The sequence below is a fragment of the Candidatus Competibacter denitrificans Run_A_D11 genome (assembly GCF_001051235.1).
Lineage (GTDB): Bacteria > Pseudomonadota > Gammaproteobacteria > Competibacterales > Competibacteraceae > Competibacter_A > Competibacter_A denitrificans.
Genome location: NZ_CBTJ020000030.1, coordinates 19855 through 34727 on the forward strand (window position 1 = coordinate 19855; position 14873 = coordinate 34727).

At 55.5% G+C, this 14873-nt stretch carries 18 protein-coding genes; 5 read left to right on the plus strand and 13 right to left on the minus strand.

The features are described from left to right. Nucleotides 1–15 precede the first annotated feature (15 nt). Nucleotides 16–624 carry a DUF2889 domain-containing protein gene (locus tag BN873_RS06280; RefSeq protein WP_048671824.1) on the plus strand — a complete coding sequence of 203 codons (609 nt, stop codon included), beginning with the start codon at nt 16–18 and terminating at the stop codon, nt 622–624. A 27-nt stretch (nt 625–651) separates the two neighbouring features. Here the strand turns inward: BN873_RS06280 and BN873_RS06285 are convergent, their stop codons facing one another. The 5 genes from BN873_RS06285 to BN873_RS06305 form a co-directional block, all read right to left on the minus strand. Then, entirely contained in the window at nt 652–1656 is a 1005-nt protein-coding gene (locus BN873_RS06285; RefSeq protein ID WP_048671826.1) for an NAD(P)H-dependent glycerol-3-phosphate dehydrogenase, read from the minus strand. Nucleotides 1657–1659: 3 nt separating this feature from the next. Further along, nucleotides 1660–2130: a protein-export chaperone SecB gene (gene secB, locus BN873_RS06290; protein WP_048671828.1), complete on the minus strand. Its 471-nt coding sequence runs from the start codon at nt 2128–2130 to the stop codon at nt 1660–1662. A gap of 161 nt (nt 2131–2291) precedes the next feature. Continuing rightward, nucleotides 2292–2720, minus strand: a complete 429-nt coding sequence (locus BN873_RS06295) for a rhodanese-like domain-containing protein (protein WP_048671830.1) — start codon at nt 2718–2720, stop codon at nt 2292–2294. Between the two features lie 8 nt (nt 2721–2728). Continuing rightward, a complete protein-coding gene (locus BN873_RS06300; protein ID WP_048671833.1) occupies nt 2729–2974 on the minus strand; it encodes a YgaP family membrane protein in 246 nt (81 codons plus the stop codon). An 86-nt stretch (nt 2975–3060) separates the two neighbouring features. After that, entirely contained in the window at nt 3061–3351 is a 291-nt protein-coding gene (locus BN873_RS06305; protein ID WP_082161134.1) for an ArsR/SmtB family transcription factor, read from the minus strand. Nucleotides 3352–3667: 316 nt separating this feature from the next. Here BN873_RS06305 and gpmA point away from each other — a divergent pair, with 316 nt between their 5' ends. The 3 genes from gpmA (at nt 3668) to BN873_RS06320 (ending at nt 6521) form a co-directional block, all read left to right on the plus strand. Then, nucleotides 3668–4414: a 2,3-diphosphoglycerate-dependent phosphoglycerate mutase gene (gpmA, locus tag BN873_RS06310; RefSeq protein ID WP_048671839.1), complete on the plus strand. Its 747-nt coding sequence runs from the start codon at nt 3668–3670 to the stop codon at nt 4412–4414. A gap of 198 nt (nt 4415–4612) precedes the next feature. Beyond that, nucleotides 4613–5953 carry a S41 family peptidase gene (locus tag BN873_RS06315; protein ID WP_048671841.1) on the plus strand — a complete coding sequence of 447 codons (1341 nt, stop codon included), beginning with the start codon at nt 4613–4615 and terminating at the stop codon, nt 5951–5953. Between the two features lie 22 nt (nt 5954–5975). Beyond that, complete coding sequence (locus BN873_RS06320; RefSeq protein ID WP_048671844.1) at nt 5976–6521, plus strand: DJ-1 family glyoxalase III; 546 nt, start codon at nt 5976–5978, stop codon at nt 6519–6521. 30 nt (nt 6522–6551) lie between these two features. On the opposite strand, the gene ubiB is transcribed toward BN873_RS06320, so the two are convergent. The 7 genes from ubiB to rimO all read right to left on the minus strand — a co-directional run bounded on the left by ubiB (nt 6552) and on the right by rimO (nt 13607). Further along, nucleotides 6552–8225, minus strand: coding sequence for a ubiquinone biosynthesis regulatory protein kinase UbiB (ubiB, locus tag BN873_RS06325; RefSeq protein ID WP_048671846.1), 1674 nt, complete (start codon nt 8223–8225; stop codon nt 6552–6554). A 29-nt stretch (nt 8226–8254) separates the two neighbouring features. Beyond that, a complete protein-coding gene (locus BN873_RS06330; protein WP_048671850.1) occupies nt 8255–8869 on the minus strand; it encodes a ubiquinone biosynthesis accessory factor UbiJ in 615 nt (204 codons plus the stop codon). Nucleotides 8870–8937: 68 nt separating this feature from the next. After that, nucleotides 8938–9687 carry a bifunctional demethylmenaquinone methyltransferase/2-methoxy-6-polyprenyl-1,4-benzoquinol methylase UbiE gene (ubiE, locus tag BN873_RS06335; RefSeq protein WP_048671852.1) on the minus strand — a complete coding sequence of 250 codons (750 nt, stop codon included), beginning with the start codon at nt 9685–9687 and terminating at the stop codon, nt 8938–8940. Between the two features lie 36 nt (nt 9688–9723). Then, nucleotides 9724–10080 (minus strand): gamma-butyrobetaine hydroxylase family protein, encoded by a 357-nt coding sequence (locus BN873_RS06340; RefSeq protein ID WP_048671854.1) that lies wholly within the window; start codon nt 10078–10080, stop codon nt 9724–9726. Nucleotides 10081–10089: 9 nt separating this feature from the next. Next, nucleotides 10090–11424, minus strand: coding sequence for an ATP-dependent protease ATPase subunit HslU (gene hslU, locus BN873_RS06345; RefSeq protein WP_048671855.1), 1335 nt, complete (start codon nt 11422–11424; stop codon nt 10090–10092). Between the two features lie 66 nt (nt 11425–11490). Next, entirely contained in the window at nt 11491–12033 is a 543-nt protein-coding gene (gene hslV, locus BN873_RS06350; protein WP_048671857.1) for an ATP-dependent protease subunit HslV, read from the minus strand. A gap of 257 nt (nt 12034–12290) precedes the next feature. Further along, nucleotides 12291–13607, minus strand: coding sequence for a 30S ribosomal protein S12 methylthiotransferase RimO (rimO, locus tag BN873_RS06355; RefSeq protein ID WP_082161127.1), 1317 nt, complete (start codon nt 13605–13607; stop codon nt 12291–12293). A gap of 203 nt (nt 13608–13810) precedes the next feature. Between rimO and BN873_RS06360 the strand changes: the two genes are divergently transcribed. Further along, nucleotides 13811–14056: a type B 50S ribosomal protein L31 gene (locus BN873_RS06360; protein ID WP_048671863.1), complete on the plus strand. Its 246-nt coding sequence runs from the start codon at nt 13811–13813 to the stop codon at nt 14054–14056. A gap of 67 nt (nt 14057–14123) precedes the next feature. Here the strand turns inward: BN873_RS06360 and BN873_RS06365 are convergent, their stop codons facing one another. Continuing rightward, nucleotides 14124–14873 (minus strand): S1 family peptidase, encoded by a 750-nt coding sequence (locus BN873_RS06365; RefSeq protein ID WP_374727155.1) that lies wholly within the window; start codon nt 14871–14873, stop codon nt 14124–14126.

A 14873-nucleotide genomic window follows, 5' to 3' on the forward strand; every position in this document is an offset into this window, starting at 1 on the left:
GTTCTGGAGAATACGATGCCCCTCTCCACCCCCGCTGCCCGACAGTTACTCCACAATCGCGTCGTTCAATGCTGGGGTTACCAGCGCGAAGACGGCCTGTGGGACATCGAAGGCCGGATGATCGACACGAAAACCTACGCTTTTCCCAACGAGGATCGCGGCGGGCAAATTCAACCCGGTGAGCCGCTGCACGATATGTGGATTCGGCTAACCGTCGATCCACAATTTCGAATTCACGACATCGAAGCTTGCACCGACAGTTCGCCGTTTAGCCTCTGCCCCACGATCACCCGTCGCTATCGGCTGCTGATCGGTGAGCGTATCGGGCCGGGCTGGTCGCTCAAATTACGAGAATTATTCGCCGGGTTAAACGGCTGCACCCACATGACTGAATTGCTGGGTCCGGTCGCTACCACCATGTTTCAGACCGTATACGGCAAGCGTTACGATGAAGATGAGGCCAAAGCGGCAGAAGATCGCGCACCGCCGCCGGTTCTGAACACCTGCCACGCTTTGGCTAGCGACAGCCCGGTGGTCAAAACACGCTGGCCACAGGCTTATACCGGCTCTGAGGGTGAATCACCGTTAAAAAGCCCACAGCTTTTAGATGACTGCATCACCTAAAAGCAAAGCGGGTCACTCAGAAAAATCTCAAAGTTCTGGTTTTGGATCGCGTGCTAACAGACTCTCCACCGCTCGCCGGGGATCTTGAGCATGGTGCAGAACCCGGTCAACCTGTTCGGCGATAGGCATTTCCACCCCATACTGTTGGGCTAGCCGTACCGTCTCCCGCGCCGTTACCACGCCTTCGACCACTTGGCCAATAGCTATCAGCGCCGCTGCGGCGGTCTCACCACGGCCAATGGCCAATCCGAAGCGGCGGTTGCGTGATTGATCATCCGTGCACGTCAAGACCAGATCGCCAATGCCGGCCAGTCCCATAAAGGTTTCTCGCTGGCCACCGACCGCCAAACCCAGGCGTGCCATTTCCGCCAAACCCCGTGTAATCAAGGCAGCCCGGGCGTTAGCGCCAAACCCCAAGCCATCGGCGATTCCAGCAGCAATGGCTAACACATTCTTAATCGCTCCACCCAACTCGACGCCGATGACATCAATGCTGGTATAGGCGCGCAAATTAGAGCCGTGCAATAAAGCCGCCACTTGACGGGCATACCTATAGTCCCGTGCGGCTACCGTGACAGCGGTCGGTAAACCGAGCGCCACTTCACGAGCGAAACTAGGGCCGGAGATCACTGCCGCCGGCCAACCCTGGCCTAATATTTGCTCAGTCACTTCGTGTAGAAAACGACCCGTACCATGCTCAAGACCTTTGGTCGCCCAAGCAAACCCACCGGCGCTTGACCGGTAGGGTCGTAGCTGGGCAAGGGTTTCTCCATAGGCTTGGCTGGGAACCGCAGCAATCACCAGGTCCGATCCGGTCAGTGTTGCAGCCAGATCGGCTGTGGCACTCAGCGTCACGGGCAAGGGAATCCCCGGCAGATAACGCCGGTTTTCCCGAAACTCAACCAGAGGGGCAACTTCCTTCGGATCGTGGCCCCACAAGCGTACTGTATGCCCATTGCGCGCCAATAACAGTCCCAGCGCGGTACCCCAGGAACCCACTCCCAGGACAGCGACTGTCGCGGCGGTGGTCATGCGTCAATGCGGTGCCGCTGCACCGCCCGCAGTCGCCGCTTGCTGCTGTTGTAGCCGCTGCATGTACAGGCCATCAAAATTGATCGGATTGAGCAACACCCCCGGAAATCCACCTTTGGTGACCAACGAGCTTAGCTCTTCACGAGCGAAAGGAAACAGGATATTTGGGCAAAATGCGTGCAGCATGTGGCCCATTTGTCCATCCTCGAAACCGCGTAAAGTAAATAAACCGGCCTGCTGCACTTCGGCCAAATAGGCGGTGCGCTCACCAAGCTTGGAGGTGATAGTGACGGTCAGCACAACTTCAAATATATCCTGGGTCACTGGGGCCGCTCCCGTGTCCAGTCGTACTTCGGTCTGCGGTTGCCATTGCTCGGTAAAAATCGCTGGAGAATTTGGCGTTTCCAGAGATACATCCTTGAGATAAATCTTCTGAATATCGAAATGCTGGGAAACCTGCGATTGCTCGGTCATGCGGAACGCCTTAAATTAGGTAATCATCATTTTTGAGGTAGGGCAGGCAAGAAAAACCTGACTGGTCGATCATTTTACAGGGCAGATCGCCAGTCTGCCCAACAATCCACTCGTAACGTAAGCTACAGCACACTACGAGCAAAATTCCCAGCACCGTAGCGCTACTTCTTGCGGGTGACCGGCAGATGAGCATCAAGCCAAGCGGTCAACCCTCCGCTCAAGCTGTAAACATTCGCAATCCCGTTCTTTCGCAACAAAGCGCTCGCCGATTCCGAAGTATTCCCGCTACGGCAGTAAACGATGATCGGCCTATCGCCGGCCTTGCTGAGTTCGCCCAGCCGTCCAGTGAGCGCAGCCAAGGGGATATGGTGAGCCTGTGGAATGTGGCTTTCCTTGTAATCAGCGCTTTCCCGCACATCCACGATCCAGGCGTCTTGATCGTTAAGTAGACGCAGCGCCTCAGCAGCGTTAAGTGTTTTAACACCACGGATTTTCCGTAGAATCTCCCCCCCCAGCAACATACCGATGACAGCAAACAACGCGAGAAACAGCAGCCAATTCTGCCCGGCAAACTCAACGAAATCGTTCATAGTTTTCCTTAACGATGCGTTTGAGAGGCAGGATATTCAGGTAGATCCGCAGCTCGTTTGATCCCAAGCTTCCACAAGATCATCTCTGCCGGGCAGAACTGAGTGAAACCGCTTTGAAACAAGTTTAGCCCGACGAATCCGGCAAGCCAAAGCCAATGGCTGCTATGGTAGAGCGGACTGGCCGACACACCCAACAGAAGCGATAACAAGATGAAAGAACCGGCCATAATCCGGATGATCCTTTCGCTGTGCATGAACGACCTCAACTAGGTAGTTTTGGATAGTAGGGAATTAAACTGACCGCTGTTGACCTTAGCGAACTAGACTGCGGCAAGCTCATTCAATCGCGGGCACAAAAAACCTCTCGCATCATACCGATTAGGCGCAGCATACGGACATCACCCATCCGATAATAAACTCGATTGGCGTCTTTTCGGGAGATGAGAATACCTTTGTCGCGCAGAATGGCAAGATGCTGAGAAATATTGCTTTGCGAGGTTCCAACCTCCTCGACAATTTCCTGCACACTGACCTCCTGATCGCCCAAAGTACAAAGAATTTTCAGCCGTAGTGGGTGCGACATCGCCTTGAGCGAGCGAGAAGCCCGCTCAATATCTCCCTGATGGATCATCAAAAAGGTCGTGGGAATAACGCCAACATCGACCGCCTCTCTCGCCATGCCCCCTCCATGCATGTTGGTATTATGAATGACATAACGTTGATCTTTCCAACCCGAATATTAGTATAGACTAATATAACGATAGTGCGAACTTGCGAGCGGTGCCGACTGGCACAATCGGCTAGCGCAGCGTATTATTTCAGAGGAATTTCTATAACATTTAACCCTATCCGCGCGCCGCCACAGTTCGCGGCCCAGGAAAACGGTCGATTACCGCTCTCAACCCGATAACAACAAAAGCCGCTTTGCAATCAGGAGGCATTCTTCGATGTACAAAATCGTGCTCGTCCGTCACGGCGAAAGCCAGTGGAACCTTGAAAACCGCTTCACCGGCTGGGTTGACGTTGACCTTTCGGAAAAAGGCCGCGAGGAGGCGAAAAAAGGCGGTCTGGCTCTTAAAAAAGAAGGGTACATTTTTGATATCGTGTTCACTTCGGTGCTCAAGCGCGCAATCCATACCTCATTGATCGTGCTGGATGAACTCGATCTGGCCTGGATTCCAGTGCAGCGCAGTTGGCGGCTCAATGAACGCCACTACGGCGCTTTAGCCGGCCTCAACAAATCAGAAACCGCCGCCAAGCATGGCGAGGAACAGGTCAAGATCTGGCGACGCAGCTTCGACATTCCGCCTCCGGCACTGGCTGCGGACGATCCAGGACATCCGTCCAAAGATCCACGTTATGCCGAGCTTGATGCGCGCGTGTTGCCCTCGACTGAAAGCCTGAAAACCACCATCGACCGGGTATTACCCTTCTGGCACGATGCCGTGGTTCCCGCAATCCGTTCCGGTAAGCGTGTGCTGATCGCCGCCCACGGCAACAGCCTGCGTGCCCTGGTTAAGTATCTTGATAACATACCTGACGACGAGATTGTCGGGTTAAATATTCCTACCGCCGTACCGCTGGTGTACGAGCTTGATGAAAACCTGCGGCCTATCAAGAATTACTACCTCGCCGATCCCGAAGAACTGAAGAAGTTGATGGATGCTGTTGCCAATCAGGGCAAGGCTAAATAAAACTCCTTTCCAACCGCTCCCTGCCCCGACGCTTTTCATGTCATTCAGCGCCGGGGCGGGCGCGGTCTCTCAATAAACTATCTCTCGAATGTTCTGGCCAAATTGCATTTTTTAGGCCAAACCCGTTGTCTTATTTGAACGATTAAATAAGGTTGTCGTATCTCCCCTCGCCGCATTGAAAGGATTTTTGGAGTGAAGATGAGCGTTGCAAACCGGTACGGTCTGGCGCTGGCCTTAAGTTTTCTGGCAGGCTTCTCGCTGACGGCCGTGCATACTGTCTGGGCCGATAAAGAAGTCCCCCAGGAAAACGGCAAGCTACCGTTAGATGAGCTGCGGGCGTTTACCGGCGTACTCGATGCCGTTAAGCAGGACTATGTGGAGCCGGTCAAGGATAAGGTTCTCTTGGAAAATGCCATCCGTGGCATGTTAAGCAACCTGGACCCCCACTCCGCTTTTCTGGATACCGAGGCGTTTCAGGATTTACAGGTAGGCACCTCTGGCGAATTCGGCGGCTTGGGCATTGAAGTCGGCCAGGAAGACGGCTTTATCAAGGTCATCGCCCCCATCGACGATACTCCGGCCCAACGGGCCGGCATCCGCGCGGGTGATCTCATCATCCGGCTGGATGACACCTCGGTCAAAGGGATGGGCTTATCCGATGCCATTCAACGTATGCGCGGCAAACCCAATACGGCCATCACCTTGACCGTCGTGCGGGAAGGCGTGCGAAAGCCGCTGAAATTCAAGCTGGTTCGTGAAGTAATCCAGGTCAAGAGCGTCAAAAGCCGCCTGCTGGAACCAGGATTTGCGTATCTGCGGGTTACACAATTCCAAGCCAAAACCGCTCAGAGCCTGCAACAGGAATTGCGCACACTCGAACAACAAAATAAAGCCCCCTTAAAAGGTCTGGTGCTTGATCTGCGTAACAACCCCGGCGGTGTTTTGAACGGTGCCGTGGATGTCGCTGACGATTTCCTGGAAGACGGACTGATTGTCGAAACCAAAGGGCGCGGCAACGGTTCTGACCAGAGCTTTAAAGCTACGCCGGGTGATCTGCTAAAAAACGCACCGATGGTGGTCTTAGTGAATGGGGGTTCAGCTTCAGCATCGGAAATTGTCGCCGGTGCCCTGCAAGATCATCACAGAGCGCTCATCTTGGGCGAACGCACCTTCGGTAAAGGATCGGTGCAAACCATCTTGCCCTTGGGCAATGGCACGGCCGTCAAGCTGACGACTGCACGCTATTACACCCCCAGCGGTCGCTCAATCCAGGCCGCTGGCATTGAACCCGACATTAAGCTCAAAGCCCTTAAAGTCGGTAACGGAGACGGTACGGATTCCGATTTCATCAAAGAGTCCGACTTGAGCGGCCATTTGCAAAACGACCGCACCGACCGTATTGAAAAAACGCCATCGGAAACGCCATCGGAAGCGCCAGCCAGCGCCGACAGCAGCTTAGCCCAAAATGATTATCAACTTTATGAAGCCCTCAACCTACTGAAAGGCATGACGCTTATCCAAAACCGTAAGAGCGGCTGATCCCTGTAAAGGAGCAAACCTCATGGCGACTGTTCTCGTCCCGTTGGCCCAAGGCTGTGAAGAGTTGGAGGCTGTCACGATCATCGACTTGCTGCGGCGCGCCAACGTGACTGTGGTCGTAGCCGGCCTGGAAGCAGGCCCGGTGACCGCCTCGCGTGGTGTGGTCCTAGTCCCTGATATGCCACTCGATGCGGTATTGGACCGAGATTTCGATTTGGTGGTGCTACCGGGCGGCTTGGGTGGCGCCCAAAGACTGGAAGCCGATCAACGCATTGCAGCCTTGCTGCGGCGGCAAACCGAACAGGGACGGTATGTCGGTGCCATCTGTGCCGCGCCCAAGGTTCTGGCCAGCGCCGGCTTGCTCAATTATCGAGAAGCGACTGCCTATCCGGGTATTCTGGACGGGCAGACCGAAATACGTCTCAGCAGCGCCGCCGTGGTGCGCGATGGCACCTTCATCACATCACGCGGTCCCGGCACGGCGATGGATTTCGCCTTGGCACTGATTGATCTGCTCTGTGGACGCAAGGCCCGCGATGAGGTTGAAGCCGCTTTACAGCGATCCTGACGCTTTCCTTGACCAGTCAGCAGGAAGCAATTAGGCATCCTTCGGCCAAGCGGCGAGCAAGAGACCGGCGCCAACCCCACCCAGCAGCCATGCCAGCAGCGGAGTATGCCAAGGGTTGGTCGGCAGGCCCAGATCGGGGCCTAGCAGCACAGCGGCGCTAATCACAAGCGCCGCTCCCACCACCGCATGAAAATTGCGCCGATTTGCTCGTCGCACTTCCTGGCGCAATTGTTCCATCTCTTGCTTGTGAAGCCGTAGGGCCAGATCACCGGTATTGGCCTTACGCAGCAAACCATAGACCAGATTCGGCAGATCCGGCGTCTGATCGGCCCAGCGCGGGATGTAATACTTGATGCGTCTGAGAACCGACCATGGCCCTACCCGATCACGCATCCAGCTTTCCAAAAAAGGCTTTGCGGTTTTCCACAAATCCAGATCGGGGTCCAGTTGGCGCCCTAACCCTTCAATATTCAATAAGGTTTTTTGCAACAACACCAGTTGCGGCTGCACTTCCATGTTAAAACGCCGGGCAGTTTGAAACAGCGTCAGCAAGAACCCCCCGAAGGAAATATCCTTGAGGGGCCGGTCGAAAATTGGCTCCGAGACGGTACGAATAGCCGATTCAAACTCATCGACCCGGGTTGCGGCCGGAACCCAACCGGATTCGATATGCAGCTCCGCTACCCGCCGGTAGTCACGCTGAAAAAACGCCAGGAAATTATCGGCCAGATAGTGCTGGTCGGTTGGACTTAAGGTACCGATGATGCCGAAATCCACAGCGATATAGCGCGGATCGGATGGGTCTTCGGCATTGATGAAAATGTTGCCGGGATGCATGTCGGCATGAAAAAAACTATCGCGAAACACCTGAGTGAAGAAAACGACGACACCCCGTTCCGATAGCTTTTTCATATCGACGCCACGGCGCCGCAACTCAGTGATATCACCAACCGGAATGCCGTAAATCCGCTCCATGACCAGGACGTTACGCCGGGTTTCCGGCCAGAACACCTCCGGTACGTAGAGGATCGGTGAATCTTGAAAGTTGTGGCGCAACTGGCTGGCGTTGGCGGCTTCACGGACCAAATCCAGCTCGTCGAAAATAGTTTTTTCATACTCAGCGACCACTTCGACCGGTCGCAATCGGCGGCCTTCCTTCCAGTAACGCTGGGCCAGATTGGCGATGATGTACAAAAGATCGATATCGCGGCGAATGATTTTTTCAATACCCGGCCGTAAGACCTTGACCACGACATCTTGCCCCTCCCGCAAGCGGGCGGCATGTACCTGGGCGATGGAGGCTGACGCCAGCGGCTCGAAGCTGAAGTGATCGAAAACCACTTCGAGCGGATGGCCATAGGCTTTTTCAATAATAGCGCGGGCTTGCTCACCGGGAAATGGCGGTACCCGGTCTTGCAATCTGGCTAATTCGAGCGCGATGTCGTCGGGAAGCAAATCGCGGCGGGTGGATAACATTTGGCCGAATTTGACAAAAATCGGTCCCAAATCTTCCAGCGCAAGCCGAATGCGGGCAGCGTGTGAAAGAGGCAATGGCTGGCGGGGTAACCAGTTCCAAGGCAACAGATGGCGCAGAAAACCGACCGGCCGGAACAGGTGGGTAGCAAAAACGATCTCGTCGAGGCCGTGGCGAACCAACACCCGATTAATATGCAGCAACCGCAATAATTGGGCGGGACCAAACATCTATTTTTGTACCTCGCAGGAGGGTCGTCTTAGCCCAACCCGCCAGGGGCCAGACGTTGGCGTAAGCGTTCAACCCGTACCGCCAACCGATCAGCATCCTCTCGCAAGATATCCACATCGTGCAAAAACCGCTCGACCACATGGCTTGGCGGCAAGGCACCCAGTTCATGCTGGAGATATTCGGTACTGTTGGCTGACACCACCGCAGATACTCGACGGCCCCAACCCCGCAAGCTGCGCCAGACATTGCCTAACTGATGGGCGATGGGATCACCGAATCGTTTGGCAAGCTGCTCCTCCCAATCGATATCCAAACGGGCTAACAACAGTTGCACTTCTCGCGCTACATCGCTATTACCTTCGACCTTGATCTGACGGCTATCCTGCAAGGATTGACGGCGCCACTGCCGAAGCAGCGCCAGAGGCGTGCCGCGAATCCATACCACAGCAGTACCCTCATCGTCATCCATCACCCGGACGCCTTCCGCCGCAAACCGTAGATAAAACCGCTGCTCCAACCCTTCCACCTCAACAGCGACGGTTTTACCATCCAAGGCAGCCAGCCGTGATGCGCTGTCGGGGTCAAGCCGCAAAACCTGGTTCAGCGCAGATTCCAAACCGGTAACGATGACAGGCGATATCATGTGACTATCCTCAAGATAAGCCATCCGATCCGTTTCGGTTTTGCAAGCAGAAGGTCAGGTTTTGAAACTTAGAATTTATAACCGCGATGTACTGCGACAATGCCGCCGGTCAGATTGAAGTACTGACAGCGTTCGAAACCCGCTGTCTCCATCATGCCGCGCAGCGTTTCCTGATCGGGATGCATACGAATGGATTCAGCCAGATAGCGGTAACTGTCGGCATCGTTGGCCACCAGCTTGCCAAGAATCGGCAACAAGGAGAATGAGTATAGATCATAAGCAGGTTTCAAACCGGGCGCGACCGGCTGAGAGAATTCCAGGATCACCACTCGCCCACCCGGTTTGAGCGCCGCATACATTGCAGCTAACGCCCGATCCTTGTAGGTGACGTTGCGTAACCCGAATCCGATGGTGATGCAGTCAAAGCTTTGATCAGGAAATGGCAACGTTTCCGCATCAGCCTGCACGTAAGCGATATTGCTGACCGCACCAGCATCGACCAACCGCCGCCGCCCTTCGACCAACATCGTCGCGTTGATATCGGAGAGTACAATGAAACCCGTCGATCCCAGCAGCGGTAACAACCGGGCCGTCAAATCGCCGGTACCGCCTGCCAAGTCCAGGACTCGCTCACCGGCACGAACACCACTCAAACGCACGGCGAAACGCTTCCATAGCCGATGGACGCCCAGCGACATCAAGTCGTTCATCAAATCGTACTTGTCAGCGACGGAATCGAAGACATCAGCCACCTTGCGGGCTTTTTCGGCGGCGGCCACCTTTTGGTAACCAAAATGCGTGGTTTCAGATTGTTCCATGCGATTCAGCGATCTCGTTGCGACAGGTCGTCAAAATCAAGCTTGGCGCTGATAACCCGCCTCGGCGAGTCGGCGCAGGTAATCTTGCCAGTTGCTTTCCTGCTCTGTACCCAACTCATGCAATACGTTCCAGGAATACAGACCGGTCGAATGGCCATCATCGAACACCAGCTTGACGGCATAATTGCCCACCGGTTCGATGGCGCTAATATTTACCTTTTCCTTGCCGGTCACTAAGGTCGCCGTGCTTGGACCGTGACCCCGTACCTCAGCCGACGGTGAAAACACCCGTAAATACTCGCATGGCAACTCAAAGTGAGTCCCATCTTCAAAAGCGACTTCCAACACACGGGATGCTTGATGCAATTTGATTTCGGTTGGGCGAATGCTCATCGCTGATCCTTACAAGATATAGCGGGTCAGATCTTCATCTTTAACCAGCTCGCCTAAATGGCCATCGACATAAGCGCGGTCCACAGTGACGGTCTGGCCAGCGCGGTCGGGCGCTTCAAAGGAAATGACTTCCAGCAGACGCTCCATGACGGTGTGCAAGCGCCGCGCACCGATATTCTCGGTGCGCTCGTTGACGTGGCAGGCGATCTCAGCGATACGCTGCACTCCATCGGCGGCAAATTCCAGTTTCACTGCCTCGGTTTCCAGCAGCGCTGCGTATTGCTCAGTCAGCGACGCATCGGGTTCAGTCAAAATCCGCACGAAATCCTCGCTACTCAGCGCGCTCAGTTCCACGCGGATCGGTAAACGGCCTTGCAACTCAGGAATGAGATCGGAAGGTTTAGCCAGGTGAAATGCACCCGAGGCGATGAACAGGATGTGATCACTGCGCACCATGCCGTACTTGGTGGAGATGGTGCAACCTTCGACCAATGGCAGCAGATCGCGCTGGACGCCTTCGCGTGATACGTCAGGACCACCATATTCGCCGCGCTTGGCGACTTTATCAATTTCGTCGATGAAGACAATCCCGTTTTGCTCGACCGCCGCCAGCGCCTTTAACTTGAGTTCTTCCTCATTGACCATCTTCGCCGCTTCTTCCTCCTGAAGCAGTTTCAGCGCATCCTTGACCTTGAGTTTGCGGCTGCGAGTACGGTTGCTGGTCAGATTCTGAAACAGGCTTTGCAACTGATTGGTCATCTCCTCCATACCGGGCGGCGCCATGATCTCCACGCCCACGGGTCGAACTGCCACCTCGATTTCGATTTCCCGATCATCCAGATCACCTTTGAGTAGCCGTTCGCGCATCTTTTGCCGAGTCACGGAGTGATCCGCTGGCGGTGGCTCGTTAGCAAACCCGACCGTGCGGGGCCGCGGCAGCAGCGTGTCCAGCACTCGTTCGAAGGCGGCTTCCTCAGCCCGATGGCGCACCTTCTGCATTTCCTCCTCGCGGACCATCTTCACCGCACCATCCATCAGGTCGCGGATGATGGATTCGACATCCCGGCCGACATAACCGACCTCAGTGAATTTGGTCGCCTCAACCTTGATAAACGGTGCATTGGCCAGTTTGGCCAGCCGCCGGGCGATTTCGGTCTTGCCCACGCCGGTCGGGCCAATCATCAGGATATTTTTGGGGGTGATTTCGTTACGCAGATCAGCCTCTACCCGCATCCGCCGCCAACGGTTGCGCAAGGCAATAGCCACAGCGCGTTTGGCAGCGTCTTGGCCGATGATGTGTTTATCCAACTCTTGGGCAATTTCCCGAGGGGTCATATCTGACATGGAGCAGCTACCGTCTGGGCAGGAGGCGAAAACAGCACGGTGGGCGCACCCATCCCGAAGATCAGATTATGCGCCCGCCAATTCTTCAAAGGTCAGGTTCTCGTTGGTGTATATGCAGATGCTGGCCGCGATTTTCAAGGCTTGCTCGACAATAGCGCGCGCATCCAGTTCGGTATGCTCCAGCAACGCCTGAGCAGCAGCTTGCGCGTAACTCCCGCCGGAACCAATCGCCGCCAGATTCCGTTCCGGCTCAATCACGTCGCCATTGCCCGACAAGATGAGAGTGGTCCCCCCATCGGCGACGATCAATAAAGCCTCCAGCCGGCGCAACATCCGGTCCGTACGCCAATCTTTCGCCATCTCAACGGCGGCCCGGGTCAGATTACCGCCGTGCTTCTCCAGTTTGCCTTCGAAGCGCTCAAACAAGGTAAAAGCGTCCGCAGTACCGCCCGCAAAACCGGCAATCACCTTGTTCTGATACAAACGCCGCACCTTGCGGGCGTTGCCCTTCATAACGGTATTGCCCAACGTCACTTGGCCATCACCGCCGATCACGACCCGACCGTTACGGCGCACGGCCAATACCGTGGTGCCATGCATGGATTCCATAGAATGCCTCATCAGTTACAACGGATTGTACACGATAAATTGCTAGGGATTGTGGGCGGCGCTATCTGCCGGAACTAGACAAAAAGAAGCCCCGGTTACAAGGGGGAGTGAAACCGGGGCGAATAGTGTTATCCGGTTTTGCCAACCGGACATAGCCCGCTCAGGGAGGGAAGCGGACAGGCGTAAGGGCTTACGCTTATCACGTAAGATGGGGATGGTTTTAAAAAGTTCAATGGGCCTCAAGGCATCGCAAGAAATCAAAGTCGCTGCGCATACAAGTCATGCTCATCGGCAGCTTCAATATGCACGTTGGCAAACTCACCCACCGGCAGATCAACACCTTGCTCGATATACACCACGCCATCAATCTCCGGCGCATCAGCGCTCGACCGGGCAATGGCCGTGCCATCAGCGTCAATCTCGTCAACCAGCACGCTGAGAGTACGGCCAATTTTGCGGTGCAGACACTCGGCGCTGATGGTGGCTTGCAATTCCATTAATCTAGCCTGCCGCTCCTGCTTGATCTCCTCAGGAACCGGATCAGGCAACTGGTTTGCCGGCGCTCCGGCCACCGGCGAATAAGTAAAACAGCCGACCCGATCCAATTGCGCCTCGGCCAGAAAAGCCAGCAACCGCTCAAAATCGGCCTCCGTTTCTCCCGGAAAACCGACGATGAAGGTACTGCGCAAAGCCAGTTCAGGGCATATCGACCGCCAGTGCTGGATTCGTTTCAGACTATTCTCGGTATTGGCCGGCCGTTTCATGGCCTTCAAAACGCGCGGGCTGGCGTGCTGGAGCGGCACGTCAAGATACGGCAACAGCTTACCCTCCGCCATCAGCGGTATCAGCTCATCAACATGGGGGTACGGATAAACATAATGCAAGCGCACCCATACACCCAGCTCACTGAGCGCGGCGGCCAGCGGGGTTAACCGAGTCTTGAGCGGTCGGCCGTGCCAAAAACCCGTCCGGTAACGGACATCCACCCCATAGGCACTGGTATCTTGAGAAACAACCAGTAATTCCTTAACCCCGGCCCGGACGAGTGTTTCCGCTTCCCGCAGAACATCGCCGACCGGTCGGCTGACCAGATCGCCCCGCAGTTGCGGGATAATGCAGAACGTGCAACGGTGATTACAGCCTTCAGAGATTTTTAGATACGCATAATGGCGCGGCGTTAACTTGATACCCTGCGGCGGCACCAGATCCAGGAAGGGATCATGCGGCCGGGGAAGATGGGTGTGAATCGCTGCTAGTACCTCCGAACAAGCATGTGGCCCAGTTACCGCCAGCACCGTCGGATGCAGGTCGCGCACGAGCGTACCTTTCGCACCCAAACAACCGGTGACGATTACTTTTCCATTCTCGGCGAGCGCTTCGCCGATGGCATCCAGCGACTCGGCCACCGCCGCATCGATAAAACCGCAGGTATTGACCACCACCAAATCGGCCGCTTCATAAGTCGGCACCACACCATAACCTTCAGCCCGTAGCTGAGTGAGAATCTGTTCGGAATCCACCAGCGCCTTGGGGCAACCGAGGCTGACAAAGCCGATCTTGGGTTCTTGACTCACTGTGATGTCCTACACGTTGCCGTATCCCAGGCCCATTAGGCCCAACAGCGAAAAACAAACATGAATTTCTGGATGTACGCTTGCCGGCGAATCCCGAAACTCGGTATATTATATGGTTTATCGGCTCATCAGACATGGGTCCCGGACGCTGATCAAGCGTATCACGGCCAAGCTAATGGCATCATTGGGAAGATTTGGCAGCTATGAAAAAAGGTATTCATCCCGAGTATCGTGAAGTCGTATTTCAGGACATTTCCACCGATTTCACGTTCCTCACCCGCTCTACCATCCATACCAAGGATAAGATTCAGTGGAACGACGGTAAGGAATATCCACTGGTCAAGGTGGAAGTTTCTAGCCACTCGCATCCCTTTTATACCGGTAAACAGAAAATCGTCGATACGGCCGGGCGCGTGGACCGTTTCCGCCGCAAATACGGATTGCGCTGATCGCCGGCTTATCTCTGGATCACCATCACCTCTGCAAACGGCATCAAGCGAAGCGTTGCCGCCAAGCTCATGGGCCTTTTGCTTCAGCGCGCTCTAGAAGCTCCCGAACATAGCGGATCGGAATGGCGTAAGTGATGCCGCTCGGTTTCTCCAAGGCGGCTTCCTTACTTTGCTGGACGAACACCTTGTTCACCACGCCGAGGACGCGCCCAGTGCGAGGCTCGTACAAGGGGCTACCGCTGTTGCCAGGATAAGCTGTGGCATCTAGTTGAAGCACGTCATAAGGCTCTTGGCGCAGGCGTTGGAGCGTGGCGTTGTCTAAGCGGGCCGCTCCGGCGGCCGGTATCGCAACCGGTGCAATGGCGGAAACGATTCCGGTATGAGTAACCGGAAAAAGTCCCAGCACGACCCCCAGCGGAAACCCGGTAAACGCGATATCCTGGCCTTCGCGTGCGGGTCCACCCAGCATTACGGGGGGTAAAGGGGCGCCTTCCACTTTCAGCAAAGCCAGATCATGGACTGGATCAATGGCGACGCGCGTGGCCGCGCGTGACTCAATCTGCTTGCCACGGCTAATGAAAACCGCCAACGTTTCCTTACCCTGCGGATCAAGCAGATCCGGCAATCCATGAGCGTTAGTGACGACATGCCGCCCCTGGCCGACCACAAACCCGGTGGCAAGAAACTGGGCTGCGGGTTGCCGTGTCGGCTGGACAGTCCCAATGCCAACCACGCTGGCCTTGAGCTTACTAAGCACATCCGGTAACTCGGCTGCCTGAACAGATCCGGCGAGGAGGACAGCAGCCAACCCAAGCAC